Origin of the sequence: Ensifer sp. Root127 (genome assembly GCF_001425225.1) — a bacterium.
In the GTDB taxonomy this organism is placed as follows: Bacteria; Pseudomonadota; Alphaproteobacteria; order Rhizobiales; family Rhizobiaceae; genus Ensifer; species Ensifer canadensis.
In genome coordinates this window covers 291,567-311,753 of sequence record NZ_LMDX01000001.1, presented here as the reverse complement: position 1 = coordinate 311,753, position 20,187 = coordinate 291,567, and the positions used below count along the sequence as shown (strand labels likewise).

At 59.6% G+C, this 20,187-nt stretch carries 18 protein-coding genes and 1 pseudogene; 13 read left to right on the top strand and 6 right to left on the bottom strand.

Annotated features, from left to right (window positions below; all coding sequences use genetic code 11):
• Window positions 1-429 precede the first annotated feature (429 nt).
• Window positions 430-660 (top strand): hypothetical protein, encoded by a 231-nt coding sequence (locus ASD03_RS01465; protein WP_057212411.1) that lies wholly within the window; start codon window positions 430-432, stop codon window positions 658-660.
• On the opposite strand, the gene ASD03_RS01460 is transcribed toward ASD03_RS01465, so the two are convergent.
• A complete protein-coding gene (locus ASD03_RS01460) occupies window positions 637-1,590 on the bottom strand; it encodes a metallophosphoesterase (protein WP_057212410.1) in 954 nt (317 codons plus the stop codon). The two genes, ASD03_RS01465 and ASD03_RS01460, sit on opposite strands and share 24 nt — an antisense overlap.
• 885 nt (window positions 1,591-2,475) lie before the next feature.
• Between ASD03_RS01460 and ASD03_RS01455 the strand changes: the two genes are divergently transcribed.
• Window positions 2,476-3,537 (top strand): porin, encoded by a 1,062-nt coding sequence (locus ASD03_RS01455; protein WP_025426376.1) that lies wholly within the window; start codon window positions 2,476-2,478, stop codon window positions 3,535-3,537.
• A 204-nt stretch (window positions 3,538-3,741) separates the two neighbouring features.
• Here ASD03_RS01455 and ASD03_RS01450 read toward each other — a convergent pair whose 3' ends face one another.
• From ASD03_RS01450 to ASD03_RS01445, 3 genes are all read right to left on the bottom strand, one after another.
• On the bottom strand, window positions 3,742-4,641 hold the full coding sequence (locus ASD03_RS01450) for an alpha/beta hydrolase (protein WP_025426377.1): 900 nt from the start codon (window positions 4,639-4,641) through the stop codon (window positions 3,742-3,744).
• Between the two features lie 222 nt (window positions 4,642-4,863).
• Window positions 4,864-5,349 (bottom strand): BA14K family protein, encoded by a 486-nt coding sequence (locus tag ASD03_RS37285; protein WP_081788894.1) that lies wholly within the window; start codon window positions 5,347-5,349, stop codon window positions 4,864-4,866.
• 342 nt (window positions 5,350-5,691) lie between these two features.
• Window positions 5,692-7,764: a lytic transglycosylase domain-containing protein gene (locus ASD03_RS01445; RefSeq protein WP_057212409.1), complete on the bottom strand. Its 2,073-nt coding sequence runs from the start codon at window positions 7,762-7,764 to the stop codon at window positions 5,692-5,694.
• Between the two features lie 296 nt (window positions 7,765-8,060).
• Here ASD03_RS01445 and dapA point away from each other — a divergent pair, with 296 nt between their 5' ends.
• Both dapA and smpB read left to right on the top strand, forming a co-directional pair.
• A complete protein-coding gene (gene dapA / locus ASD03_RS01440) occupies window positions 8,061-8,945 on the top strand; it encodes a 4-hydroxy-tetrahydrodipicolinate synthase (RefSeq protein ID WP_025426379.1) in 885 nt (294 codons plus the stop codon).
• On the top strand, window positions 8,945-9,424 hold the full coding sequence (smpB, locus tag ASD03_RS01435; RefSeq protein WP_025426380.1) for an SsrA-binding protein SmpB: 480 nt from the start codon (window positions 8,945-8,947) through the stop codon (window positions 9,422-9,424). Before dapA ends, smpB begins: the two co-directional genes overlap by 1 nt.
• A gap of 71 nt (window positions 9,425-9,495) precedes the next feature.
• Here the strand turns inward: smpB and ASD03_RS01430 are convergent, their stop codons facing one another.
• A complete protein-coding gene (locus tag ASD03_RS01430; RefSeq protein WP_025426381.1) occupies window positions 9,496-10,077 on the bottom strand; it encodes an NYN domain-containing protein in 582 nt (193 codons plus the stop codon).
• 470 nt (window positions 10,078-10,547) lie between these two features.
• Between ASD03_RS01430 and rpoZ the strand changes: the two genes are divergently transcribed.
• The 8 genes and pseudogenes from rpoZ to era all read left to right on the top strand — a co-directional run bounded on the left by rpoZ (window position 10,548) and on the right by era (window position 17,514).
• Window positions 10,548-10,955 (top strand): DNA-directed RNA polymerase subunit omega, encoded by a 408-nt coding sequence (rpoZ, locus tag ASD03_RS01425; RefSeq protein WP_025426382.1) that lies wholly within the window; start codon window positions 10,548-10,550, stop codon window positions 10,953-10,955.
• 103 nt (window positions 10,956-11,058) lie between these two features.
• Entirely contained in the window at window positions 11,059-13,284 is a 2,226-nt protein-coding gene (locus tag ASD03_RS01420) for a bifunctional (p)ppGpp synthetase/guanosine-3',5'-bis(diphosphate) 3'-pyrophosphohydrolase (RefSeq protein ID WP_025426383.1), read from the top strand.
• A 345-nt stretch (window positions 13,285-13,629) separates the two neighbouring features.
• Window positions 13,630-13,782 carry a DUF3563 family protein gene (locus tag ASD03_RS37275; RefSeq protein WP_067698885.1) on the top strand — a complete coding sequence of 51 codons (153 nt, stop codon included), beginning with the start codon at window positions 13,630-13,632 and terminating at the stop codon, window positions 13,780-13,782.
• A 106-nt stretch (window positions 13,783-13,888) separates the two neighbouring features.
• Window positions 13,889-14,531, top strand: a pseudogene (locus tag ASD03_RS01415) (DUF2062 domain-containing protein).
• Entirely contained in the window at window positions 14,528-14,947 is a 420-nt protein-coding gene (acpS, locus tag ASD03_RS01410) for a holo-ACP synthase (protein WP_025426385.1), read from the top strand. Before ASD03_RS01415 ends, acpS begins: the two are co-directional and overlap by 4 nt.
• Window positions 14,948-15,116: 169 nt before the next feature.
• Complete coding sequence (gene lepB, locus ASD03_RS01405; RefSeq protein WP_057212552.1) at window positions 15,117-15,860, top strand: signal peptidase I; 744 nt, start codon at window positions 15,117-15,119, stop codon at window positions 15,858-15,860.
• Window positions 15,857-16,576, top strand: a complete 720-nt coding sequence (gene rnc / locus ASD03_RS01400) for a ribonuclease III (protein ID WP_025426387.1) — start codon at window positions 15,857-15,859, stop codon at window positions 16,574-16,576. The genes lepB and rnc overlap by 4 nt, the downstream gene beginning before the upstream one ends.
• Window positions 16,577-16,584: 8 nt before the next feature.
• Entirely contained in the window at window positions 16,585-17,514 is a 930-nt protein-coding gene (gene era / locus ASD03_RS01395) for a GTPase Era (protein WP_025426388.1), read from the top strand.
• Window positions 17,515-17,754: 240 nt separating this feature from the next.
• Here the strand turns inward: era and ASD03_RS01390 are convergent, their stop codons facing one another.
• Window positions 17,755-18,780, bottom strand: coding sequence for a glycerophosphodiester phosphodiesterase family protein (locus ASD03_RS01390; protein ID WP_025426389.1), 1,026 nt, complete (start codon window positions 18,778-18,780; stop codon window positions 17,755-17,757).
• A gap of 174 nt (window positions 18,781-18,954) precedes the next feature.
• On the opposite strand from ASD03_RS01390, the gene ASD03_RS01385 reads away from it, so the two are divergent.
• Window positions 18,955-20,001: a glutathione S-transferase family protein gene (locus ASD03_RS01385; RefSeq protein ID WP_057211459.1), complete on the top strand. Its 1,047-nt coding sequence runs from the start codon at window positions 18,955-18,957 to the stop codon at window positions 19,999-20,001.
• Window positions 20,002-20,187: the final 186 nt, after the last annotated feature.

Below are 20,187 nucleotides of genomic sequence, written 5' to 3'. Positions count from 1 at the left end.
CATCCGGCGGTCATCCCTTCAGCGCCAATGAGGACCTGAAGCAACGTGGGGCCGCCTTGTGGGAGGGGAAATGGCTTTTAATTCCGGAGTATATGATCCACACCGTAAGCCCGATAAGGTCACCGAGAACAAAAAGCGAGAGAAAGAACGGCAAGAGTTCTTCAATGAACTCTCGGAGGAGAATCCGAGCGGGAACCCCATATTTAAAGAAGGAGAACGGCCGTTCACTCTAATATTCACAGAACGCGTCGGAAAGAAGAAAAAAACAAAAAAATTGAATAAAAAGAATATGTTGAAACAGAGCGTGAAGCGATCAAAACGGAGGGGATAGATCGATGACTAAGCAGTCACCCTGAGGAGTTCAGTACGAATCGGCGGACATCGGATGGCGCTCGGGTTGAAGGCGAGACTAACGGCAGAGGACGGCTCATGAATAGATTGAAAAAGGAAGCGCTGAAGCGTTACCACGAGGCTAGGAAGGGCCTGACGCCCGAGGAGATCGCAGTGGTGGACGCCCACGAGGCTGCGGAAAAGGCCCTCGCCGAGGACGTGCAACAAATGCACCGGCGTCTTTTCCCCGAAGAGTATGATTTCTTTTACGACGATAGCGTCGACGCAAAGCGACGTGCTTGCCCGTCACCCATGGCGAATCGGAATTGAGATCAGTCTTTCGCCGCTTAGCTCAGTCTCGCCATCCCAACGATACGCGCAGGGTTGATGGTGGTAATCGAGGCACAGCGCATTTGACGTTTCCAGCACCGGTTGACCAAGGCGCTTGTAGTGCCCAAAGAAGACGGGCTTTTGGTCAGCTTTGTAGAAGTCGATTTTCATGACTTCTGTCACCGGCGTATCAGGCAGGTCAGTTGGGTTCGGAACCGAAAGGGCTGCCGCGCGCCATGTTTCCGCACCGGGCTGCCACCAACTCAAACGTACAGCGCTGCGTTCGTGGTTCTTGATGTCGCGGAATCTATATGGTGAGGGCAGTTCCGCCTCTGGTCCTTTCAGGGCCGTCAGCACGGCCTTCGCAAACGGCGTTGCCTGATCTTCGAATGCCAGTTCCTGCAGATCGGATCGCTGCAATCGCCCATCGGGGTTTCTCTTCCGAATCGTTTCAATGTTTTCGCTATCCCAGCAAGCGTGGATCAGTCTCAAACCTGGTAAATCCAGGAACACTGGAAGAGTGAGGAACCATTCAAGAACATCCCGTGTCTGGGAATGGCCCAGAGGAAACTCGTCCAGAAACGTCTGGTGCTGCAGTGTGTTCTTGGCGTTATGCGCCCGCATATACCCGTCATTCGTCCCATCGGAGTTTGCGCCCGGCTCATGGTAGAGCAGGGCATTCAGTTCGTGATTGCCCAAGATCGCCACGGCGTGACCACGTTGTTCCATCGCACGGACCAACGAAATGACCGCAGCGTTCTGTGTTCCCATGTCGATGAAGTCGCCGAGGAAAGCAGCAATACGTCCTTCGGGATGAGCCCAGGCTTGTTCTGTTTCCCGATACCCCAGATGGACAAGTGTTCGGGTGAGGCGATCGATATCAGCGTGAATGTCGGGAATGATGTCGATGCTATGGGCATGCGCGGACAAAGTATGCCTCCAAAACAATCTGCGTTCGAACATAAGTGAAAATGCCGGGCAGCCAAGGTCAATCCAGGCTGCGCGTCACCCGTGTCGCACCTAAACAAATTTCGTTGACGGAGGGAAGGCGGGCCCTTAATTTCACGGCGTACCCACGAATGTACCCAAACCGGCGTTTTGGCGACTCGTGAATCAATGGGTTACGGCCAACTTGGCGGGGACTCCCTTCTTCTCCGCCATCACCTTCCAAGGTTGAATTTTCCCACTCGTCGCATCTCGGTCATCGGCTGATGGGTCTCGTCTTTACCCATGTGACATCGGTCTAGTCGCGAGCGGGAAAACACTCGCAGCGCCATTCGCGCCAATGTTCATGAATCTCCTCGGCTTTTCTCCGCTCAGAATCAGGCGCTGCGCACGATCAACTGCGAATCTCGCAAATTGATTCTGGTGATTCCCGCTGTCGGAGGGGCAACCCGCAATGTCGATTCTGAGAAATGTGGCGATGCAGCACGTCGCTCCTTCCAAGGAATTTGGCAGCCGGACCGGCGTTTCCCCCCAATTTGGGCCGCTTTCTGCCTCTTTCTGAAACAGGAGATGCCACTTGTCCTTACGCTAAGCTCAAGGGAATAAAGGCTTTTCTTAATCCTTTGTTAATTTTCTCGGGCCGCATGCGGCGATTTTGTGTCGTTTCAGCAACAGGGTTCGGCGAAGGGCGAGGCAAAGCACGCGATCTCATCAGTTGGACGTTGCGCCGATGACCGCGTCTTGTATTTTCAAATCCGGAAGCAAGGGCGGTTGATCGTCCGACTTCTTGAACGTTGGGGATGGGGCAGGGAACGCTGTCCTTCAGCAAAATACCCAGACCCGTTTGAAACTTTTGACTGGAGGTCAGAAATGAACATCAAGAGCCTTCTTCTCGGCTCCGCTGCAGCTCTCGCAGCAGTATCCGGCGCACAGGCAGCCGACGCAATCGTCGCCGCCGAGCCGGAGCCCATGGAATACGTTCGCGTTTGCGACGCTTTCGGCACTGGCTACTTCTACATCCCGGGCACCGAAACCTGCCTGAAGCTCAGCGGCTTCATCCGCGTTCAGGGCTCGTTCGGTTCTGAGGCATCGCAGAGCCGTTACAACCAGGCGAACCATGACTTCGACGGTGACGGCTTCAACGATCAGTCCACGTCGGACTGGGATGTCTTCTCGCGCGCTTACGTCGCATGGGATGCCAAGAGCGACACCGAGTACGGCACGCTCACCGGCTTCTTCGCTGCTGAATTCAATGCCGACAACGACACCGACTCTGGCGATAGCGACTTCATCGACGTTGATGAAGCCTACATCCAGCTCGGTGGCCTGAAGGCCGGTTTCTTCTACAACTGGTGGGATAAGGGCATCAACGGCGAAACCGACACGCTCGGCAACGTCACCGAGTTCAACTCGATTGCCTACCTCTATGACGGCGGCACCTTCCAGGCCGGTATCTCGATCGACGAGCTCGAAGGCTGGTCCACCAAGGCAAACGGCGTTGGCATCTCCGGTATCGTTTCGGCTTCGCTCGGCGGCGTTTCCTTCGACTTGCTCGGCGGCTACGACACCGAGTGGGAAGAAGGCGCGATCCGCGGCTTGCTCTCTGCAGACCTCGGCCCGGGCGTCTTCCAGCTTGCTGGTATCTGGGCTTCGAACCCGAACACCTACTGGGCTCAGTCTGAGTGGAGCGTTGCTGCTTCGTACCGCTTCAACGCAACCGACAAGCTGGCGATCACTCCTGGCGCTCAGTACTTCGGTAGCCTGCAGGATTCCGTCAACAGCTTCGGCGGCGACGATGCATGGCGCGCTGGCGTAACGGTTGACTACAAGATCACCGAAGGCCTCGCTACCCGCGTATCGGTTCAGTACGAAGATGAAGACAACGGCGACGACCAGGTATTCGGCTTCGTCCGCCTGCAGCGCGACTTCTAATCTGATCTGACCTCGGTCAGTTTAGAGAAGCCCGGCTTTCGAGCCGGGCTTTTTCGTTTGGCGCTTTCCATAAAGGAAATGCGATCTCAGGCGGGAGCGCAGGCGCGCGTTCGCTGCTACAGCGCCGCGCGTCCTATTAGACGCGCAAAGGTCGCCGTAGCACTTTGAATTGCTGCATGTTTTTATCCTTAAATCGAATAGGATTTAAGGAAACATGCAGTGGTGAACAAAGGCGGCTATGGCATGCCTGGGGCCGTCGAGATGCAGCAGCGGTGCATGGCCTTGTCCGGCGGCTGTCACGGTCGTCAAGTTGGGATGCCTGCTCTTCATCTCATCGACCGTGGTGCTTGACAGCAGCTTGGAATGTTCGCCGCGAACGACCATCATCGGAAGCCCGGTAAAGGCGTGGAACTGGGGCCAAAGATCCGGCAGCAACATGTCCGACGTCAGCGCCTGCAGTTGTGCCGCAATTGCTGGATCGAAGTCGACGACAGGAATGCCGCCTTCGTCGCGATAGATCGCCCTTGCCATCTGCAGCCATTCGACCTCGTGAAGGATCGGGAAATCGTCTCCGTGTATGGCTTTCAGGTAGTTGGGCGCTGCGGTCCAACTTACCGGTCCGGTCCCTGTGTTGAGATAGTCCCGGATCCCGAGCAATCCCCCGATTTCGATGACAGGCCCGATGTCATTGAGCACGGCCCCTGCTATCAAGCCGGGGGCCAGGCCGATCAAATGGTGCAGGATCAGCCCACCACGTGAGGTGCCGATAAAAATTGCCTTTTCAATAGCGAAATATGCGCACGCGGTGATGACGTCGGACGTTTCGACTGCAACCGTATAGCGACTCTTATCGCCGTCGCGTTCCGAATTCCCGCGGCCACGGTAGTCCAATGAGATAACGGGGTGCCCGCCTCCCGACGACGATGCAAGAAAGGTGGCAAGTTGGTGAAAGTCTCGGCTGTTGCGCGTGAGCCCTGGCAGGCAGATAACCGGAGTTGCCGCTCGTGGCTGAGGCCCAGGTCCGTAGGCCCGCGCGTAGAGCTGCAATCCGCCAACCCCGGGGAAGCGATGTTCCCGAAACGCATCCGCCCCATACTCGTTCATTTCAGCCTCGCCCTCCATCTGCACCCGGGCGGATCGTAGCCATTGAAACGGAAACGGCAAGCAGGCGGTCCGGCGTTCAGGGAATGAAAGGACTCGCCGCTCGCGCTACCTTTTGGACCGCGAGATCGCCGGTCACAGGCTTTAAAACCACGTTTTCGCGCCGATACCGGAGCAGCGGAAACATTGGGAGGGTGCGAGGGGCCGCCGCCCCATCCAGTCTTTTCAGTAGGGCGAATTGCACTGCCGCCGCGGACCACCATAAGGCTGATACGTGTTGTCCCAGGCTCGATAGGACCGATATCGGGCGTAGCACCAGCTGGTATGTGAGCTGCCGCCGGCAACTCCCGGACGGTTGTAGTATCTTGGCTGGCTCAACAAGCCGCCTATGATCGCACCGGCCGCAAGTCCGCCGATGAACGCGCCGGCATCATTATCGTGGTCCCGATAGTATCCGCGGTAACCATCGCGATAATGGCCATGTCTGTCGCCGTAGTAACCGTGCCGGTTGTACCGATAGCCACGGCCGCAATAGGGGAAACCACATCCGCTAGCACTCTTCCGCGCTTCACCGCGCTCGTACGGGAATTGCGCCGGTTGGACATCGGTGGCTTGAGACGCAATCTTCGGGGCGATCGGAAATGCTTGTGCTGGCGGAACGCCACTCATTACTGTCACCACCGACAGGGCGATAACTGTTAACGTCTTCATTGCCTTCACCATTTTCTTCGGGGAGGATGGAACCTTCAAGAAGGGAAATGCGTGACATCGTACTTTGTGCCGCCTTCTGCTATCACGATTATTTGATCATCTCCATTTGTCAACGATAACGACGAACAACCAATCTGAACCTACAGCGCCGCGGGTCTTATCAGACGCGCAAAGGTCGCTGTAGCACTGTGAATTGCTGCATGTTTTATCCTTGAATCGCATACGATCTAACGAAACATGCAGTAGCGTTTCCCGTTGGCACGGGTTCATAGAAGCGCGCTATCTCTTTGTTTTTATGCGATGTCTGACGCACCACCGCTGCGCACTCTTGCTGGAATTGCGCTAAGGTAACTGTCGTCCCATTCTAAGGTCGGCGACTATGTCAGCGCCTTGACCGAGCCTGACCTTGTAGACCTGATAGTTTTCCATCACGCGCTGGACGTAGTTGCGCGTTTCCTGGAACGGGATGCGCTCAATCCAGTCGACGACCTCGTCGATCGGTTTGCCGCGCGGGTCGCCATAGCGGCTGAGCCAGTCCGGTACGCGACGCGGGCCGGCATTGTAGGCAATGAAGGTGAGAATATAGGAACCACCGAAGCTGTTGATCTGCTCGCCGAGATAATGCGCGCCGAGGGTGGCGTTGTATCCGGCATCGCTCGTCAGGCGCTCCTTGGAGTAAGCAAGGCCGTAGCGGCTGGCTACCCCTTTGGCGGTGCCGGGCAGCAGTTGCAGCAAGCCGCGCGCGTTGGCCGTGGAGACCGCCGCAGGATTGAAGGCGCTTTCCTGGCGCGCGATCGCGTAGGCGAGCGCCTTGCCCGAGCCATCGATGTTGGCGGTCGACGGGATGACGCCGACGGGAAAAGCGAGTGCAGCGACATCGATGCCACGGCCAAAGGCGGTCTTGCCGATCTGGAGTGAAAGCTGATGATTGCGGGTCTTTTCGGCGCGTGCCGAAAGGATCGCCAGTTCGCCGGGGCTCGTCAGTTCTTCCGCAAGTGCCCGATAGATGCTGTCGGCACGCCAGCCGTGACCTGCCGCTTCCAGCCGTGCGATGGCGCGAACCGCCTCGCGGTTTTCGAAACGGGCACGGTCTTCCGCTGAAGGGGCGGGATAGGTAACGTTGAGTGCCTTGTGGCCGAGCCGCGCAGCGGCGAGTTGACCGTAGAAGGTGCCTGGAAAGCGGGCGGCATTGGCGAAATAGTCCTTGGCATTGCCCGGTCCGCCCGCTTCCGCCGATCGGCCGAGCCAATACCAAGCGCGGGACGCCGAAAGCGGCCGGTTGGAAACATCAAGGATCCGTCGGAAATGCTGCGATGCTGCGGCCGGATCTTCCATGCCGCGCAGCGCGAACCAGCCGGCGTGAAACTCTGCATCGACGATATCGGTCGCCTCGGTTGCCTTGTGGTTTGCGGCAACTCGGTAGGCGCCGCGAAAATCCCCCTTGTCCAGCAAGCCGCGGCTGACGATCCGTTGTTCGGTCCACCATTCACCGGGATTGACCAACGCGTCCTGATCCCTAGGCATCGTGGCCAGCAGCTTGGCGGCCTCCGCATATTTGTCCTGCTTACGCAGGCTTTCGATACGGATGAACAGATAGGCCGGGTCCTTATGCCATGAGGCGTCGATCGCCGATATCAGCGCAGGGGCATTGGTGCTGGCGCGGCTGACGGCGGCCCAGGCGCGATAGAGCGACTGCGCCTTGCCGAGATCGCTGAAGCGTTCGGCCTGCTCGACGCGGTTGCGATAAAGCAGCATCGTCATCCGCCGTCTGTGGTCGGCAACCGTCAGCAGGCCGGAAAATTCCGACAGGATCTGCGTTTCCACATCCTTGTCGAGCCCCTGCTTGAACCAGAGCGCGCGCAGCCGCGTTGCTGCGGTCGCACTCTGCCCCTGTGCCACCAGCGCGCGGGCAAGGATGATCGTCCCTTCCGTGGTTTCGGGCTGCGTCTGCCCAAAGGCGGCAAGAATATCGGGGGCTGCCGGGTTCTCGCGGTAAAGTGCGCGCTCGGAATGGGCGCGAAGCGATTTGAGGCCCGGCCACCCCTGCAGTTCGCGCTGGGCGTCGGCGATCTCGTAGGAGGGGACGCCACGTTGCCCCGATACGGCGATTGCCCAAGTCAGAATATGACGATCGAGCGTGCCCTCGTGCATGCCGTTTCGAACGGTGATCGCCTTGGTCGGATCCTTGTCGGAAAGCGCATCCAGACCGACCTTCAAGCCGCCCTGAATGGGCGATACCGTCGCCGGGATCGCGCCGGTGATGTCCTTACCCGAAACGCGCCCGACCTTGTCGGAGATTGCGGGTTTGCTGCCCGGTACCGGCACTGTGTTCGAGGCTTCGGAGGAGAGGGCCGACGAGGCCAGAAGCGCTGTGCCGATCATGGCGGCGACAGGCAGAAGAATTGATCCGCGCATCAAGAGCCCCGTGTTTCCCCGTGTCTCACATTCATTTGCCGCCGGATTGCCTAACGAAAGGTTACCGGGGTTTATAGATCACAGCAATCGCACCGCCGCCACCTTAGCACCGGGTGGCGAGCCTCAAGGATTATGCGGCTTGAACGTCAAGCTTTTACGTGAAAACCGGCATGAAATGCCGTGTCACGGCGCTTGCCGCAGCCCCCTCACATGATTATGGTGCGGCAGTTTTTTAACCGTCGATTACGGCCAAAGCGTGAGTGTATGCTCGTCCTTTGAGCCGTCAGGAGTTGTGCATGTTCAAGGGTTCCATTCCCGCTCTCGTAACACCGTTCACCGCCGCCGGCGCGGTGGATGCGGAAGGTTTCGTCGCGCATGTGGAATGGCAGATAAAAGAGGGAAGCTCCGGTCTCGTGCCCGTCGGCACGACAGGTGAATCCCCGACCCTTTCGCATGCCGAGCACAAGCAGGTCGTCGAGCTCTGCATCAAGGCAGCCGCCGGCCGCGTGCCGGTAATCGCAGGCGCCGGCTCCAATAACACGACCGAAGCCATCGAGCTTGCGCAGCACGCCGAAAAGGCGGGTGCGGACGCGGTGCTCGTCGTTACACCCTATTACAACAAGCCCACGCAGAAGGGCCTGTTTGCCCACTATTCGGCGATTGCCGAGAGCGTGAAGCTGCCGATCGTCATCTACAATATCCCCGGTCGCTCCGTCGTCGACATGAGCGTCGAAACCATGGCCGCGCTTGCCAAGGCCCATTCGACGATCATCGGCGTGAAGGATGCCACCGGCAAGATCGAACGCGTATCCGAGCAGCGCATGGCCTGCGGCAAGGATTTCGTTCAGCTTTCCGGCGAAGACGCAACGGCGCTCGGCTTCAACGCCCATGGTGGGGTCGGCTGCATTTCGGTCACGGCAAATGTCGCGCCGCGGCTTTGCGCCGAATTCCAGCAGGCCACCCTTGCTGGCGATTATGCCAAGGCACTGGAATATCAGGACAAGTTGATGCCGCTGCACAAGGCGATCTTCATGGAGCCTGGCCTGTGCGGCGCCAAGTACGCGCTGAACCGTCTCGGCCGTATGAGCCGCGCGGTTCGTTCGCCGCTGCTTTCGACACTGGAGCCGGCAACGGAAGCCGCAATCGACTCGGCGCTCAGACATGCAGGATTAATGAACTGATGGCACCCAAGGGAAGCCAGCGCACGGTCAAGAAGATTGTCGCGGAAAACCGAAAGGCCCGCTTCAACTACGAGATCGTCGACACCTACGAGGCCGGCCTGGTTCTGACCGGCACCGAGGTGAAGTCGCTGCGTGAAGGCAAGGCAAACATCGCCGAATCCTACGCCACCGACGAGGGCGGGGAAATCTGGCTGATCAATTCCTATCTGCCGGAGTACCTGCAGGCAAACCGATTCAACCATGAGACCCGCCGCCGTCGCAAGCTGTTGCTGTCCAAGCGCGAGGTCAACCGGCTGCAGGGGGCCGTCAATCGCGAAGGCATGTCGCTCATTCCGCTCAAGATCTATTTCAACGATCAGGGCCGGGCGAAGCTCGAGCTGGCGCTCGGCAAGGGCAAGAAATTGCACGACAAGCGTGAAAGCGCCAAGGAGCGCGATTGGAACAGGCAGAAGAGCCGACTGCTGAAAGAGCGCGGCTGAACGCAGCCGCACTCTCGCCCCGACGCCCTGCCTAAAAATTTTTTTCGTTGTTTGGCGAGTGACTGGTTCGCTCAGATCCCAACGGGGTCGGCTACCGGCTCGACATGTTGCCGGGGAACGCGTTCCGATGGGTCACGGCCGATTTCGGCCCGCAGCGTGACGAGATCGATGAAGTGATCCGCCTGTCGGCGCAGGTCATCGGCGATCATCGGTGGCTGGGTCGACATCGTCGATACCACCGAAACCTTGCGACCCTTCCGCTGCAGCGCTTCGACGAGCGTGGTGAAGTCGCCATCGCCCGAGAAGATCACCAGATGATCGACGGTTTCTGACTGTTCCATGGCATCGATCGCAAGTTCGATGTCCATGTTGCCCTTGATCTTGCGGCGACCGAGCGAGTCCGTGAATTCCTTCGCAGGCTTGGTCACGACCTTGTAACCGTTATAGTCAAGCCAGTCGATCAGCGGACGGATCGACGAATATTCCTGGTCTTCGATGAGAGCCGTATAGTAGTAGGCGCGTAGCAGATAGCCACGCTTTTGAAATGCCTTGAGCAGTTTGCGATAGTCGATGTCGAAACCGAGGCTCTTCGACGCGGCGTAGAGGTTGGCGCCGTCGATAAAAAGAGCGATTTTCTCGCGAGGGTCAAACATCGTTATTCCTTTTTGGTGCGCATCACATTCGGGTAAGCGGCCCGTCGGCGGATGCGCGAAAATACGGCGATTACATTAATAATTGCTGATATTGCAAATAATGTAGTTAACCACTTGCATTATTCCAAGCGGCGGCACGCGAATATAGCTAGTTTTAGCAGTTGCTGCAGTTCGTCCACATCGGAAATCTGCAGTTTCTACCAGGCGTTTCCGGTTTGTATTAGAAAATGCAACTAGGGTGTGTGAATACAAAGTCCAGCCCGTCCGCGTCGCATTTTATCACGCAGTAAAGGATGATGTGAGCGCTCCGTGCAGGAAAAACTTGAACTTATGCTGTTTTGATTGTATCCGGGCGGCTAATTCCAGAAATCGGAGCCGACGAGGCCGTCATCCGGCGGCCGTTCCGGTCTCGTGTCGTTAATCCGTGCTGCGGCGATGATCGCCGCGCTTTGAGCCCAAAAGGACAGGCAATGGCCCGCGTCACCGTCGAAGATTGCATTGACAAGGTCGACAACCGTTTCGAACTCGTGCTGCTCGCCAGCCACCGCGCCCGCCTGATCTCGCAGGGCGCAGCGATCACCATCGATCGCGACAATGACAAGAACCCCGTCGTGGCTCTCCGCGAAATCGCCGACGAGACGCTCTCGCCCGGCGACCTCAAGGAAGACCTGATCCACTCGCTGCAGAAGCACGTCGAAGTGGACGAGCCCGAGCCCGATCCGGCTTCGCTGGTGCAAGCCGATGCCGACACGACTTTTGCCGAGACGGCGGAAGACGACGACCAGCCGGAGGCAATCACTTTCGACCGCATGTCGGAAGAGGAACTTCTGGCCGGCATCGAGGGCCTCGTGCCCCCGGAAAAGAGCGACGACTACTGAGATCCGTAACGGAACAAGCGTTCCCGCGTGTTTTCAAAGCAGTGCGCCACTCGTATGATTGGCGCACTTTTTTTATTGTCTTTTCCCATGGAGCCGCCAGCGAATGATGCGCCAGTACGAGCTCGTTGAGCGCGTTCAGAAATACAAGCCCGACGTCAATGAAGCCCTGTTGAACAAGGCTTACGTCTACGCGATGCAGAAGCACGGGCAGCAGAAGCGGGCAAGCGGCGACCCCTACATTTCCCACCCGCTGGAAGTGGCGGCGATCCTTACGGAAATGCATCTCGACGAATCGACGATCGCAGTCGCGCTCTTGCACGACACGATCGAGGATACGACCGCGACCCGGCAGGAGATCGATGATCTCTTCGGCGAGGACATCGGTGCGCTTGTCGAGGGCCTGACCAAGATCAAGAAGCTCGATCTCGTCACCAAGAAAGCCAAGCAGGCGGAAAACCTGCGCAAGTTGCTGCTCGCGATCTCCGACGACGTGCGCGTCCTCTTGGTCAAGCTTGCCGATCGTCTGCACAACATGCGCACGCTCGACCATATGACGCCCGAGAAGCGGGCACGCATCTCCGAAGAGACGATGGACATCTATGCGCCGCTCGCCGGCCGCATGGGCATGCAGGATATGCGCGAGGAGCTCGAAAACCTCTCGTTCCGCCATATCAATCCGGAGGCCTTCGAAACCGTCACCCGCCGCCTGGAAGAGCTGTCCGAGCGCAATGAAGGCCTGATCAAGAAGATCGAGGACGAATTGACTGAGCTGCTCCAGACCGAGGGGTTGAAGGGCGCGCAAGTCAAGGGGCGGCAGAAGAAGCCCTATTCGGTCTTCCGCAAGATGCAGTCGAAATCCCTGTCCTTCGAGCAGCTTTCCGACGTCTGGGGCTTTCGTATCGTCGTCGACGATATCCCGTCGTGCTATCGCGCGCTTGGCATCGTGCACACCCGCTGGCGCGTCGTGCCTGGCCGCTTCAAGGATTATATCTCGACGCCAAAGCAGAACGATTACCAGTCGATCCATACGACCATCGTCGGCCCGTCGCGCCAGCGCATCGAACTGCAGATTCGCACGCGCCGGATGAACGATATCGCCGAATACGGTATCGCCGCTCACTCGCTCTACAAGGACGGCGAGGGGGTCTCGACGGAAACCGCCCTGTCGCCGACCTCGAACGCCTATTCCTGGCTGCGGCGCACGATCGAGTCGCTCGCCGAAGGCGACAACCCGGAAGAGTTTCTCGAGCATACCAAGCTCGAGCTTTTCCAGGACCAGGTGTTCTGCTTCACGCCGAAGGGGCAGCTGATTGCGCTGCCGCGTGGCGCGACGCCGATCGACTTTGCCTATGCGGTCCACACCAACATCGGCGACACCTGCGTCGGCGCCAAGATCAACGGCCGCATCATGCCGCTGGTCACGCGCCTCAACAACGGCGACGAAGTCGAGATCATCCGTTCGGGCATCCAGGTGCCGCCGCCGGCGTGGGAAGAAATCGTCGTCACCGGCAAGGCGCGCTCCGCCATCCGGCGCGCGACGCGCGCTGCCATCCGCAAGCAATATGCCGGCCTCGGCTATCGCATTCTGGAGCGAACCTTCGAGCGCGCCAGCAAGACGTTTTCACGCGAAGCGCTGAAGCCCGCGCTGCATCGGCTTGGACATAAAGAGGTCGAGGATGCGATCGCGTCGGTTGGCCGCGGCGAACTGTCGTCGCTCGACGTGCTGCGCGCGGTTTTCCCCGACCATCAGGACGAGCGCGTCACCGTCAAGCCGAACGCCGACGATGGCTGGTTCAACATGCGCAGTGCCGCCGGCATGGTGTTCAAGTTGCCTGGCCGATCCAAGGAGGCGGGCGAGCCGGCGCAAGCGGAAGGTCCGGAAGCGCTGCCGATCCGAGGGCTCTCGGGTAACGCCGGCGTGCATTTCAGCGCGGCGGGTGCAGTTCCGGGCGACCGTATCGTCGGCATCATGGAGAAGGACAAGGGGATCACCATCTACCCGATCCAGTCGCCGATCCTGCAGAAGTTCGACGACGAGCCGGAGCGCTGGATCGACGTGCGTTGGGATCTGGACGAGGCCAACAGCAGCCGCTTCATGGCGCGCATCGCCATCAGCGCCTTGAACGAGCCGGGCACGCTGGCGGAGGTCGCCCAGTCGATCGCGACGAGCGACGTCAACATCCGCTCGCTTTCCATGGGGCGTGTGGCTGCCGACTTCAGTGAGTTGCAGTTCGATCTCGAGGTCTGGGATCTGAGGCAGCTGAACCACCTGATCACGCAGTTGAAGGAATTGCCGAGCATCTCCACGGTCAAGCGCCTCTTCGAGTGAAGGGGCGCCGCTCGACTTTCGCATAGCTGCCGAACCGTCACCACCGGCGCCGTTGCTTCCGCCTTCCGTCGGGGTCTCGCCTTGGCAGGCGGATCATGACCGGCACTTTCTTCTTCTTGCCTCCGTCTGTCTGGCCGTCCGTGAGGGTTGGCGATACTCGCATTCGGCGGTGAAGTTTGGGCCTGTGCGCGTCCGTTTTGCGCAGTTGCCTTCAAAACAGGCAGGTCGGGGCTTGAAAAACGGCAAGGCATGCTTGTTGCGCATGGCTGCTGTCTCTTCCTGGCTCTGGTGGAACAGTGACCTCTAAACTATCTTCTGCATGGGAGGTAAACGAAGAGGTTTGCCATGTTAAATCAGTTGAAGAAGATCACCCGCGCTCTGCGCGTCGCCACTCAGGAAGAGCGCGAGCTCGCCTATCTCAACGGTTCGGTCGATCGCATCGATCTCGAATACCGTCAGCGCCAGATCGATCGCGGCCTGTTCCGCAACGGCTACTAAGCCGCTGCCTGTTCCCGCATGATGGCGGGAATGGCGAGCCATGCGCCAGGCGAATGGCTCAATCGTGATCGCTGCACCACACGCCAGCGGGTTGCAAGCAAGGGGCATGACGCCTATCTTGCGGCCTTTAAACAGGCGGACACGCCGTCTTGTGCCGACTGGCGGTTTCAAGATGCGGTCATGACGGCATAATGTTATTCAGACGTAGAAAACCGGTCACGATATCCGAGAGGCTTCGCGCGCTTTTATGGCCGCGCAAGGGCTTTCGGCGTGGCCCGAGATACATGGCGCTGCGCATCCTGCGCCTGTCGTCGTCACCGCACTCGATTGCGGTCGGGGTCGCTGCAGGTGCCGCGTCCTCCTTCACGCCCTTCTTTGGGCTGCATATCATCATCGCGGTCGCGGTTGCCTCCGCGTTCTCCGGCAATCTGCTTGCGGCAGCGATCACCACGGCGCTTGCCAACCCGGTGACCATCCCGATGATCCTGACCGCGTCCTACGAACTTGGCACGGTCATCATGGGACCGCAGGCGTCAGGTCCCGCAACCGGCGCGGACGTCGCGCATATGGTCGAGCACCTCGAATTGTCGGCGCTTTGGGGGCCTGTGTTCAAGCCTATGCTCATCGGATCGGTTCCGCTTGCCGCCGCCGGCGCACTGATCTTCTATCCTCTTGCCTATCAGGCAGCCCGTCTTTTCCAGTCCCGCCGCAGGCGCGCGCGCGCGTCCGGTGCAAGGTCCACATCATGATCATCGGTATCGGCAGCGACCTCATCGACATCAGGCGCATCGAAAACTCGCTCTCGCGTTTCGGCGAGCGTTTCGTCAATCGTTGCTTCACCGAGGTGGAAATTGCCAAGTCCGAAGGTCGCAAGAACCGCGCCGCCTCCTACGCCAAGCGCTTCGCTGCCAAGGAGGCCTGTTCCAAGGCGCTCGGCACCGGAATAGCGCATGGCGTCTTCTGGAAAGACATGGGCGTCATCAATATGCCCGGTGGCAAGCCCACGATGCATTTGAGCGGTGGTGCTGCCGAACGGCTCCAGGCGATGGTGCCCAAGGGGCATCGGGCGGCAATCCATCTGACGATTACCGACGATTTCCCGCTGGCGCAGGCCTTCGTGATTATCGAAGCACTCCCCGTTGCCCCGCCAGAGGGAACGGTTTAGAGCATTCCGTTGAGAAATCCGGGCGTGCCCGATTGCAGGGGGCAGAGCGCCCTTGCAGCATGGATACAGAATTGCGCATCCGCCGGTGAGGCTGGAACCGAAAGCGCGAATGACAGTTGATTGAGCGGAGCGCCTATCCAGCGCGCCGATGACAAAGGAAGACAGCAGCGTGGCAGAAAAGACAGAAGCGAAGCAGAGCGGTCTCTGGGAGAATGTGAAGGTCATCATCCAGGCGCTGCTCCTGGCCGTGGTCATTCGCACCGTCTTCTTTCAGCCCTTCACCATTCCGTCGGGCTCGATGATGCCGACCCTGCTTGTCGGCGACTACATCTTCGTCAACAAGTTCGCCTACGGCTACTCCAAGTATTCGCTGCCGTTCTCGCCGGATCTGTTCTCGGGCCGAATCTTCGCCAGCGAGCCGGAGCGCGGCGACATCGTCGTCTTCCGCTTTCCGCCAAACCCGGACATCGACTACATCAAGCGTCTGGTCGGCCTGCCGGGCGATCGCATCCAGGTCCGCAACAGCATTCTCTACGTCAACGACAAGCCGATCGATCGCGCGCCTGACGGTGTCTTCCGCGCCGACGATCAGTACGACACCGGTGGCGACGTTCCGGTCTACCGCGAAACCATGGACAATGGCGTTTCCTATGACACGCTCGATCAGTTCCCGGATTCGCGCGGTGACAACACCCGCGAGTTCATCGTGCCCGAAGGTCATTACTTCATGATGGGCGACAATCGCGACAACTCGGCCGACAGCCGCTTCGACGTCGGCTTCGTGCCGGCCGAGAACCTTGTCGGCCGCGCGAGCCTGATCTTCTTCTCGCTCGGCAATGACGCCTCGTTCCGCGAGATCTGGAAGTGGCCGGCGAACCTGCGCTACGACCGCCTGTTCAAGGCGGTCGAATGATGAAGGCGCGGTCGCTAAGCGCGGAGGATCGGGCCAAGCTCGAGGCCGTGATTGGCTATCAGTTCAGCGAGAAGGAACGGCTCGATCGGGCGCTGACCCATTCCAGCGCCCGCAATGCCAGGGGATCGAACTACCAGCGGCTCGAATTCCTCGGAGACCGTGTGCTGGGGCTTTGCGTCTCCGAGCTTCTGTTCCAGACCTTTCGTGATGCCAACGAGGGCGAACTTTCGGTGCGGCTGAACCAGCTCGTCAGCGCCGAGAGCTGCGCCCTGGTCGCCGACGACCTGGCGCTGCACCAGTTTATCCGCACCGGTTCCGACGTGAAGAAAATCACCGGAAAGGCGATGATGAATGTGCGCGCCGATGTGGTAGAGTCGCTCATCGCCGCCATCTATCTCGACGGCGGGCTGGAGGCGGCGCGTAAATTCGTGCTGCTTCACTGGAAAGAGCGGGCGACCCGTGCCGACGGCGCCCGTCGCGATGCCAAGACCGAATTGCAGGAATGGGCGCATGCCAAGTTTGGCATTGCGCCGACATATCGGACGGACAACCGCTCCGGCCCCGACCACGACCCGCGTTTCACGGTGACCGTGGAGGTTGCCGGCGTTGCGCCCGAGACCGGGACGGATCGATCCAAGCGCGGCGCCGAGCAGGTGGCCGCGACAAAATTGTTGGAACGCGAAGGCGTGTGGCGGAAAGTCTCCGCCGGAAATTGACGGAAAACATGACGGATATGGAAAAAGATACGGCCGCCGAAAGCGCGCCGACCCACTCTGGTTTCGTGGCGCTGATCGGCGCCACCAACGCGGGAAAATCGACGCTGGTCAACCGCCTCGTCGGCGCCAAGGTTTCGATCGTCAGCCACAAGGTTCAGACGACCCGGGCGATCGTGCGTGGCATTGCCATCCACGACAACGCACAGATCGTGTTCATGGACACGCCGGGCATCTTCAAGCCACGGCGCCGGCTCGACCGGGCAATGGTGACGACGGCCTGGGGTGGCGCCAAGGACGCCGATGTGATCATGCTCCTGATCGACAGCGAGCGTGGCCTGAAGGGCGATGCGGAAACGATCCTTCAGGGCATGAAGGAAGTCCACCAGCCGAAGATCCTGGTTCTGAACAAGATCGACCAGGTGCGACCGGAGGATCTGCTGAAGCTTGCAGCGGCGGCCAACGAGACGATCAAGTTCGAGCGCACCTTCATGATCTCCGCGCTGACCGGCTCGGGCTGCAAGGATCTGATGGATTATCTTGCCGAGACGCTGCCGGAAGGTCCCTGGTATTATCCGGAAGACCAGATCTCCGACCTGCCGATGCGCCAGCTCGCGGCCGAAATCACTCGCGAAAAACTGTTCCTGCGCCTGCATCAGGAACTTCCCTACGCCTCGCATGTCGAAACCGAGAAGTGGGAAGAGCGCAAGGACGGATCCGTTCGTATCGAACAGGTGATCTACGTCGAGCGCGAAAGCCAGAAGAAGATCGCACTCGGCAAGAATGGCGATGCGATCAAGGCGATCTCCACCGCGTCGCGGAAGGAAATCTCCGAAATCCTTGAGCAGCCGGTGCACCTCTTCCTGTTCGTCAAGGTGCGTGAAAACTGGGGCGATGATCCCGAGCGCTTCCGCGAAATGGGTCTTGAGTTCCCACGCTGATCGGCCAGTATTCTCAATACCGCTAACGCCGCTCGCCAGCCCTGCTGGCGGCCGGCTCCTCTCGGAGGGTGAACTTCGGGCTGCCGGGCATCTGCCGAAACGACAGGCGGGACTTGTCTCAGGTCAAGGCGCCGGTGCCCCAACCGTACGCTCCCTCAGTGACAAACGAGATTGGATAGGAACCGCTACTGCATGTTTCCTTAAATCCTATTCGATTTAAGGATAAAAACATGCAGCAAATCAAAGTGCTGCAGCGACCTTTGCGCGTCTAATAAGACGCGCGGCGCTGTAGGACGCCGGCTGTCTTTTTGCCAGCATCGGCCCGATCATCTCGGCACGGTTAGTCCAGACGTAGCCCGAGAAGTTCTCCGGCACCAGTTCAAGATCTTCCGCGCTATCGATGCCCGTGGTGAAATCTCCGCCGGCATAGGGGCCGAGCAGGATGATCTCGCTGCCGGCTGATTTCATGCGCTGTGCAAAACGGTCGGGCCAACCCCACAGCCAGGGCGCATAGTTTCCCGGAACGATCACCAGCGTGTTCTGGCAGGCGGCCGGAACGACGCCGGTCCAGCCATAGGCGATGTAGCGGGCGAGGCAGCCGACGACAGAGTTCCTGTCGTAACCACGCAGGCCCTTCACCAGCTTCAGCGCTTCCCGCGTCGGCTCGCCGCCGCCATAGACCCCAAAGACGGCTTGCCGCCATTCCGGATGTGTTTCGAGCAGGGCGGCGAGCGCTGCGCCTTCCTCGGCCCGGCGGCTCTTGAAATTGACGAGAAACTGGCGATCGGGCAGGGCGGTGAAAACCTCCTCCAAGGTCGGCATGTGGCCGGTGCCTTTTCCGCGGAACGGAAAGGTCTTGCCGCCGTCGGCGGTATAGCCGTAGCCGATGTCGAGCGATTTCAGCACCGTCATTGGCGTTTCCTCGGTGACCCCTTTGCCTTCAGTGCGGCAGTCGAACGTCCAGTCGTGGAAGACCGCGAACTGCCGATCGGGCGTCAGGTGGATGTCGAGTTCGACGACCGCAGCGCCGGAATCGAAGGCGGCCTGCATTGAGGCGACGGTATTTTCGAGGTGATCGTGCCGTGGCTTTTCGATGATCTCGGCCGTGCAGGTATCGTTCCCCACGCCCGCTTTCGGATAGGTCTGGTGGATGCCGCGATGCGCGAGAATCTTAGGCGGGCCCTCGGGGGGCGTTGCCAGCAGGGACGTGTTGAGGAGCCAGACGACGGCAGCAAAAAGCACGGCGACAATGACGAATCTTTTCATCCTGATTCTCCCTCTCGCGACCGGGATTGCTCGACAATGTGGCGCTACCGTGATGCTACGCGCTGGGCGTGTGGGCTGTGTAATGCGAACGATCTGTCAACCGGCCGCCGAATTGACCGGCACGCGCCCGCGTGTGAGTGAGTTGGCATTCCCCGTAGGTTCAGGAGAGAATTCATGCCGCAGCTCGTCGATGGAAAATGGGTCAAGGGTGACGTTGCTGCGAGCGAGATGAAGGGTGGCGCCTTTTTCCGCGAGCCGACCCGTTTCCACAGCTGGATCACGGCCGATGGCGGCCCCGGCCCGCAGGGGCAGCCAGGTCTTCCGGCGGAGGCCGGGCGCTTTCGTCTGTTCGTTTCGTACCTCTGCCCCTGGGCGTCGCGCACGATCGCTTTTCGCAATCTCAAGGGACTGCAGGACGTCATCGGGCTTACCGTCTCCGACCCGCTGCTAGGCGAGGATGGTTGGGTCTACGACGAGCCTGTGGACGCTGGCGGGCGTGTTGGTCTGATCCGTTATCATCACGAGCTCTATACGGCGAGTGATGGCCATTACACCGGCAAGGTGTCGGTCCCCGTCCTTTGGGACATGAAGGAAGGGCGCATCGTCAACAACGAATCCGCCGACATCATCCGCATCCTGAATTCGGCTTTCGACGACCTGACCGGCAACCGCCTCGATTTTTACCCTCAAGCGCTGCGTGCGGAGATCGATCACTGGAACGACCCGATTTACGAGCGCGTCAACAACGGCGTCTACCGCGCCGGGTTCGCCAAGTCTCAAAGCGCCTATGACGAGGCCGTCACGAGCCTGTTCGGGATGCTCGACGAGCTCGAGCGCCACCTGGCGGCCAATCGTTACATCGCCGGCGAGTACCTGACGGAGGCCGATATCCGTCTGTTCGTGACATTGATCCGGTTCGATGCGGCCTACCACGGCGTCTTCAAGTGCAATCTTCGCCGGATCGAAGATTATCCGGCGCTTTCCAACTATCTGCGCGAAATCTACCAGTGGCCCGGCATCGCCGAGACGGTGCGCATCGACCATATCAAGCGAGGCTATTACGGCATCGCCCACGTCAATCCGACCCGCATCGTGCCTGTTGGTCCCATGCTCGATTTCACCCGGCCGCATGACCGGCATTCCCTACCGGGTCGCGGGGTCGTCGGAGCTGAGGCCAATTCGGCCGATTTACTAAGCAAACAAATCTTTGAGGGGGCATAAAAAGCCCATTGCCAATCGTTTGAAGCTTACTAAGTTAGTGTAAGTTCTGATGGATAGGAGCCCGATGGCGGCTGGCCTGGCGAATTTCCGGCAGCGCGCGCACGAGGAGCGCCGCATCTGTTCCGGATACCATGAGGCCACGCCAGAGCCGGTTTTCGCCGCTTCCGGAATTAGGTCGCGTCATGC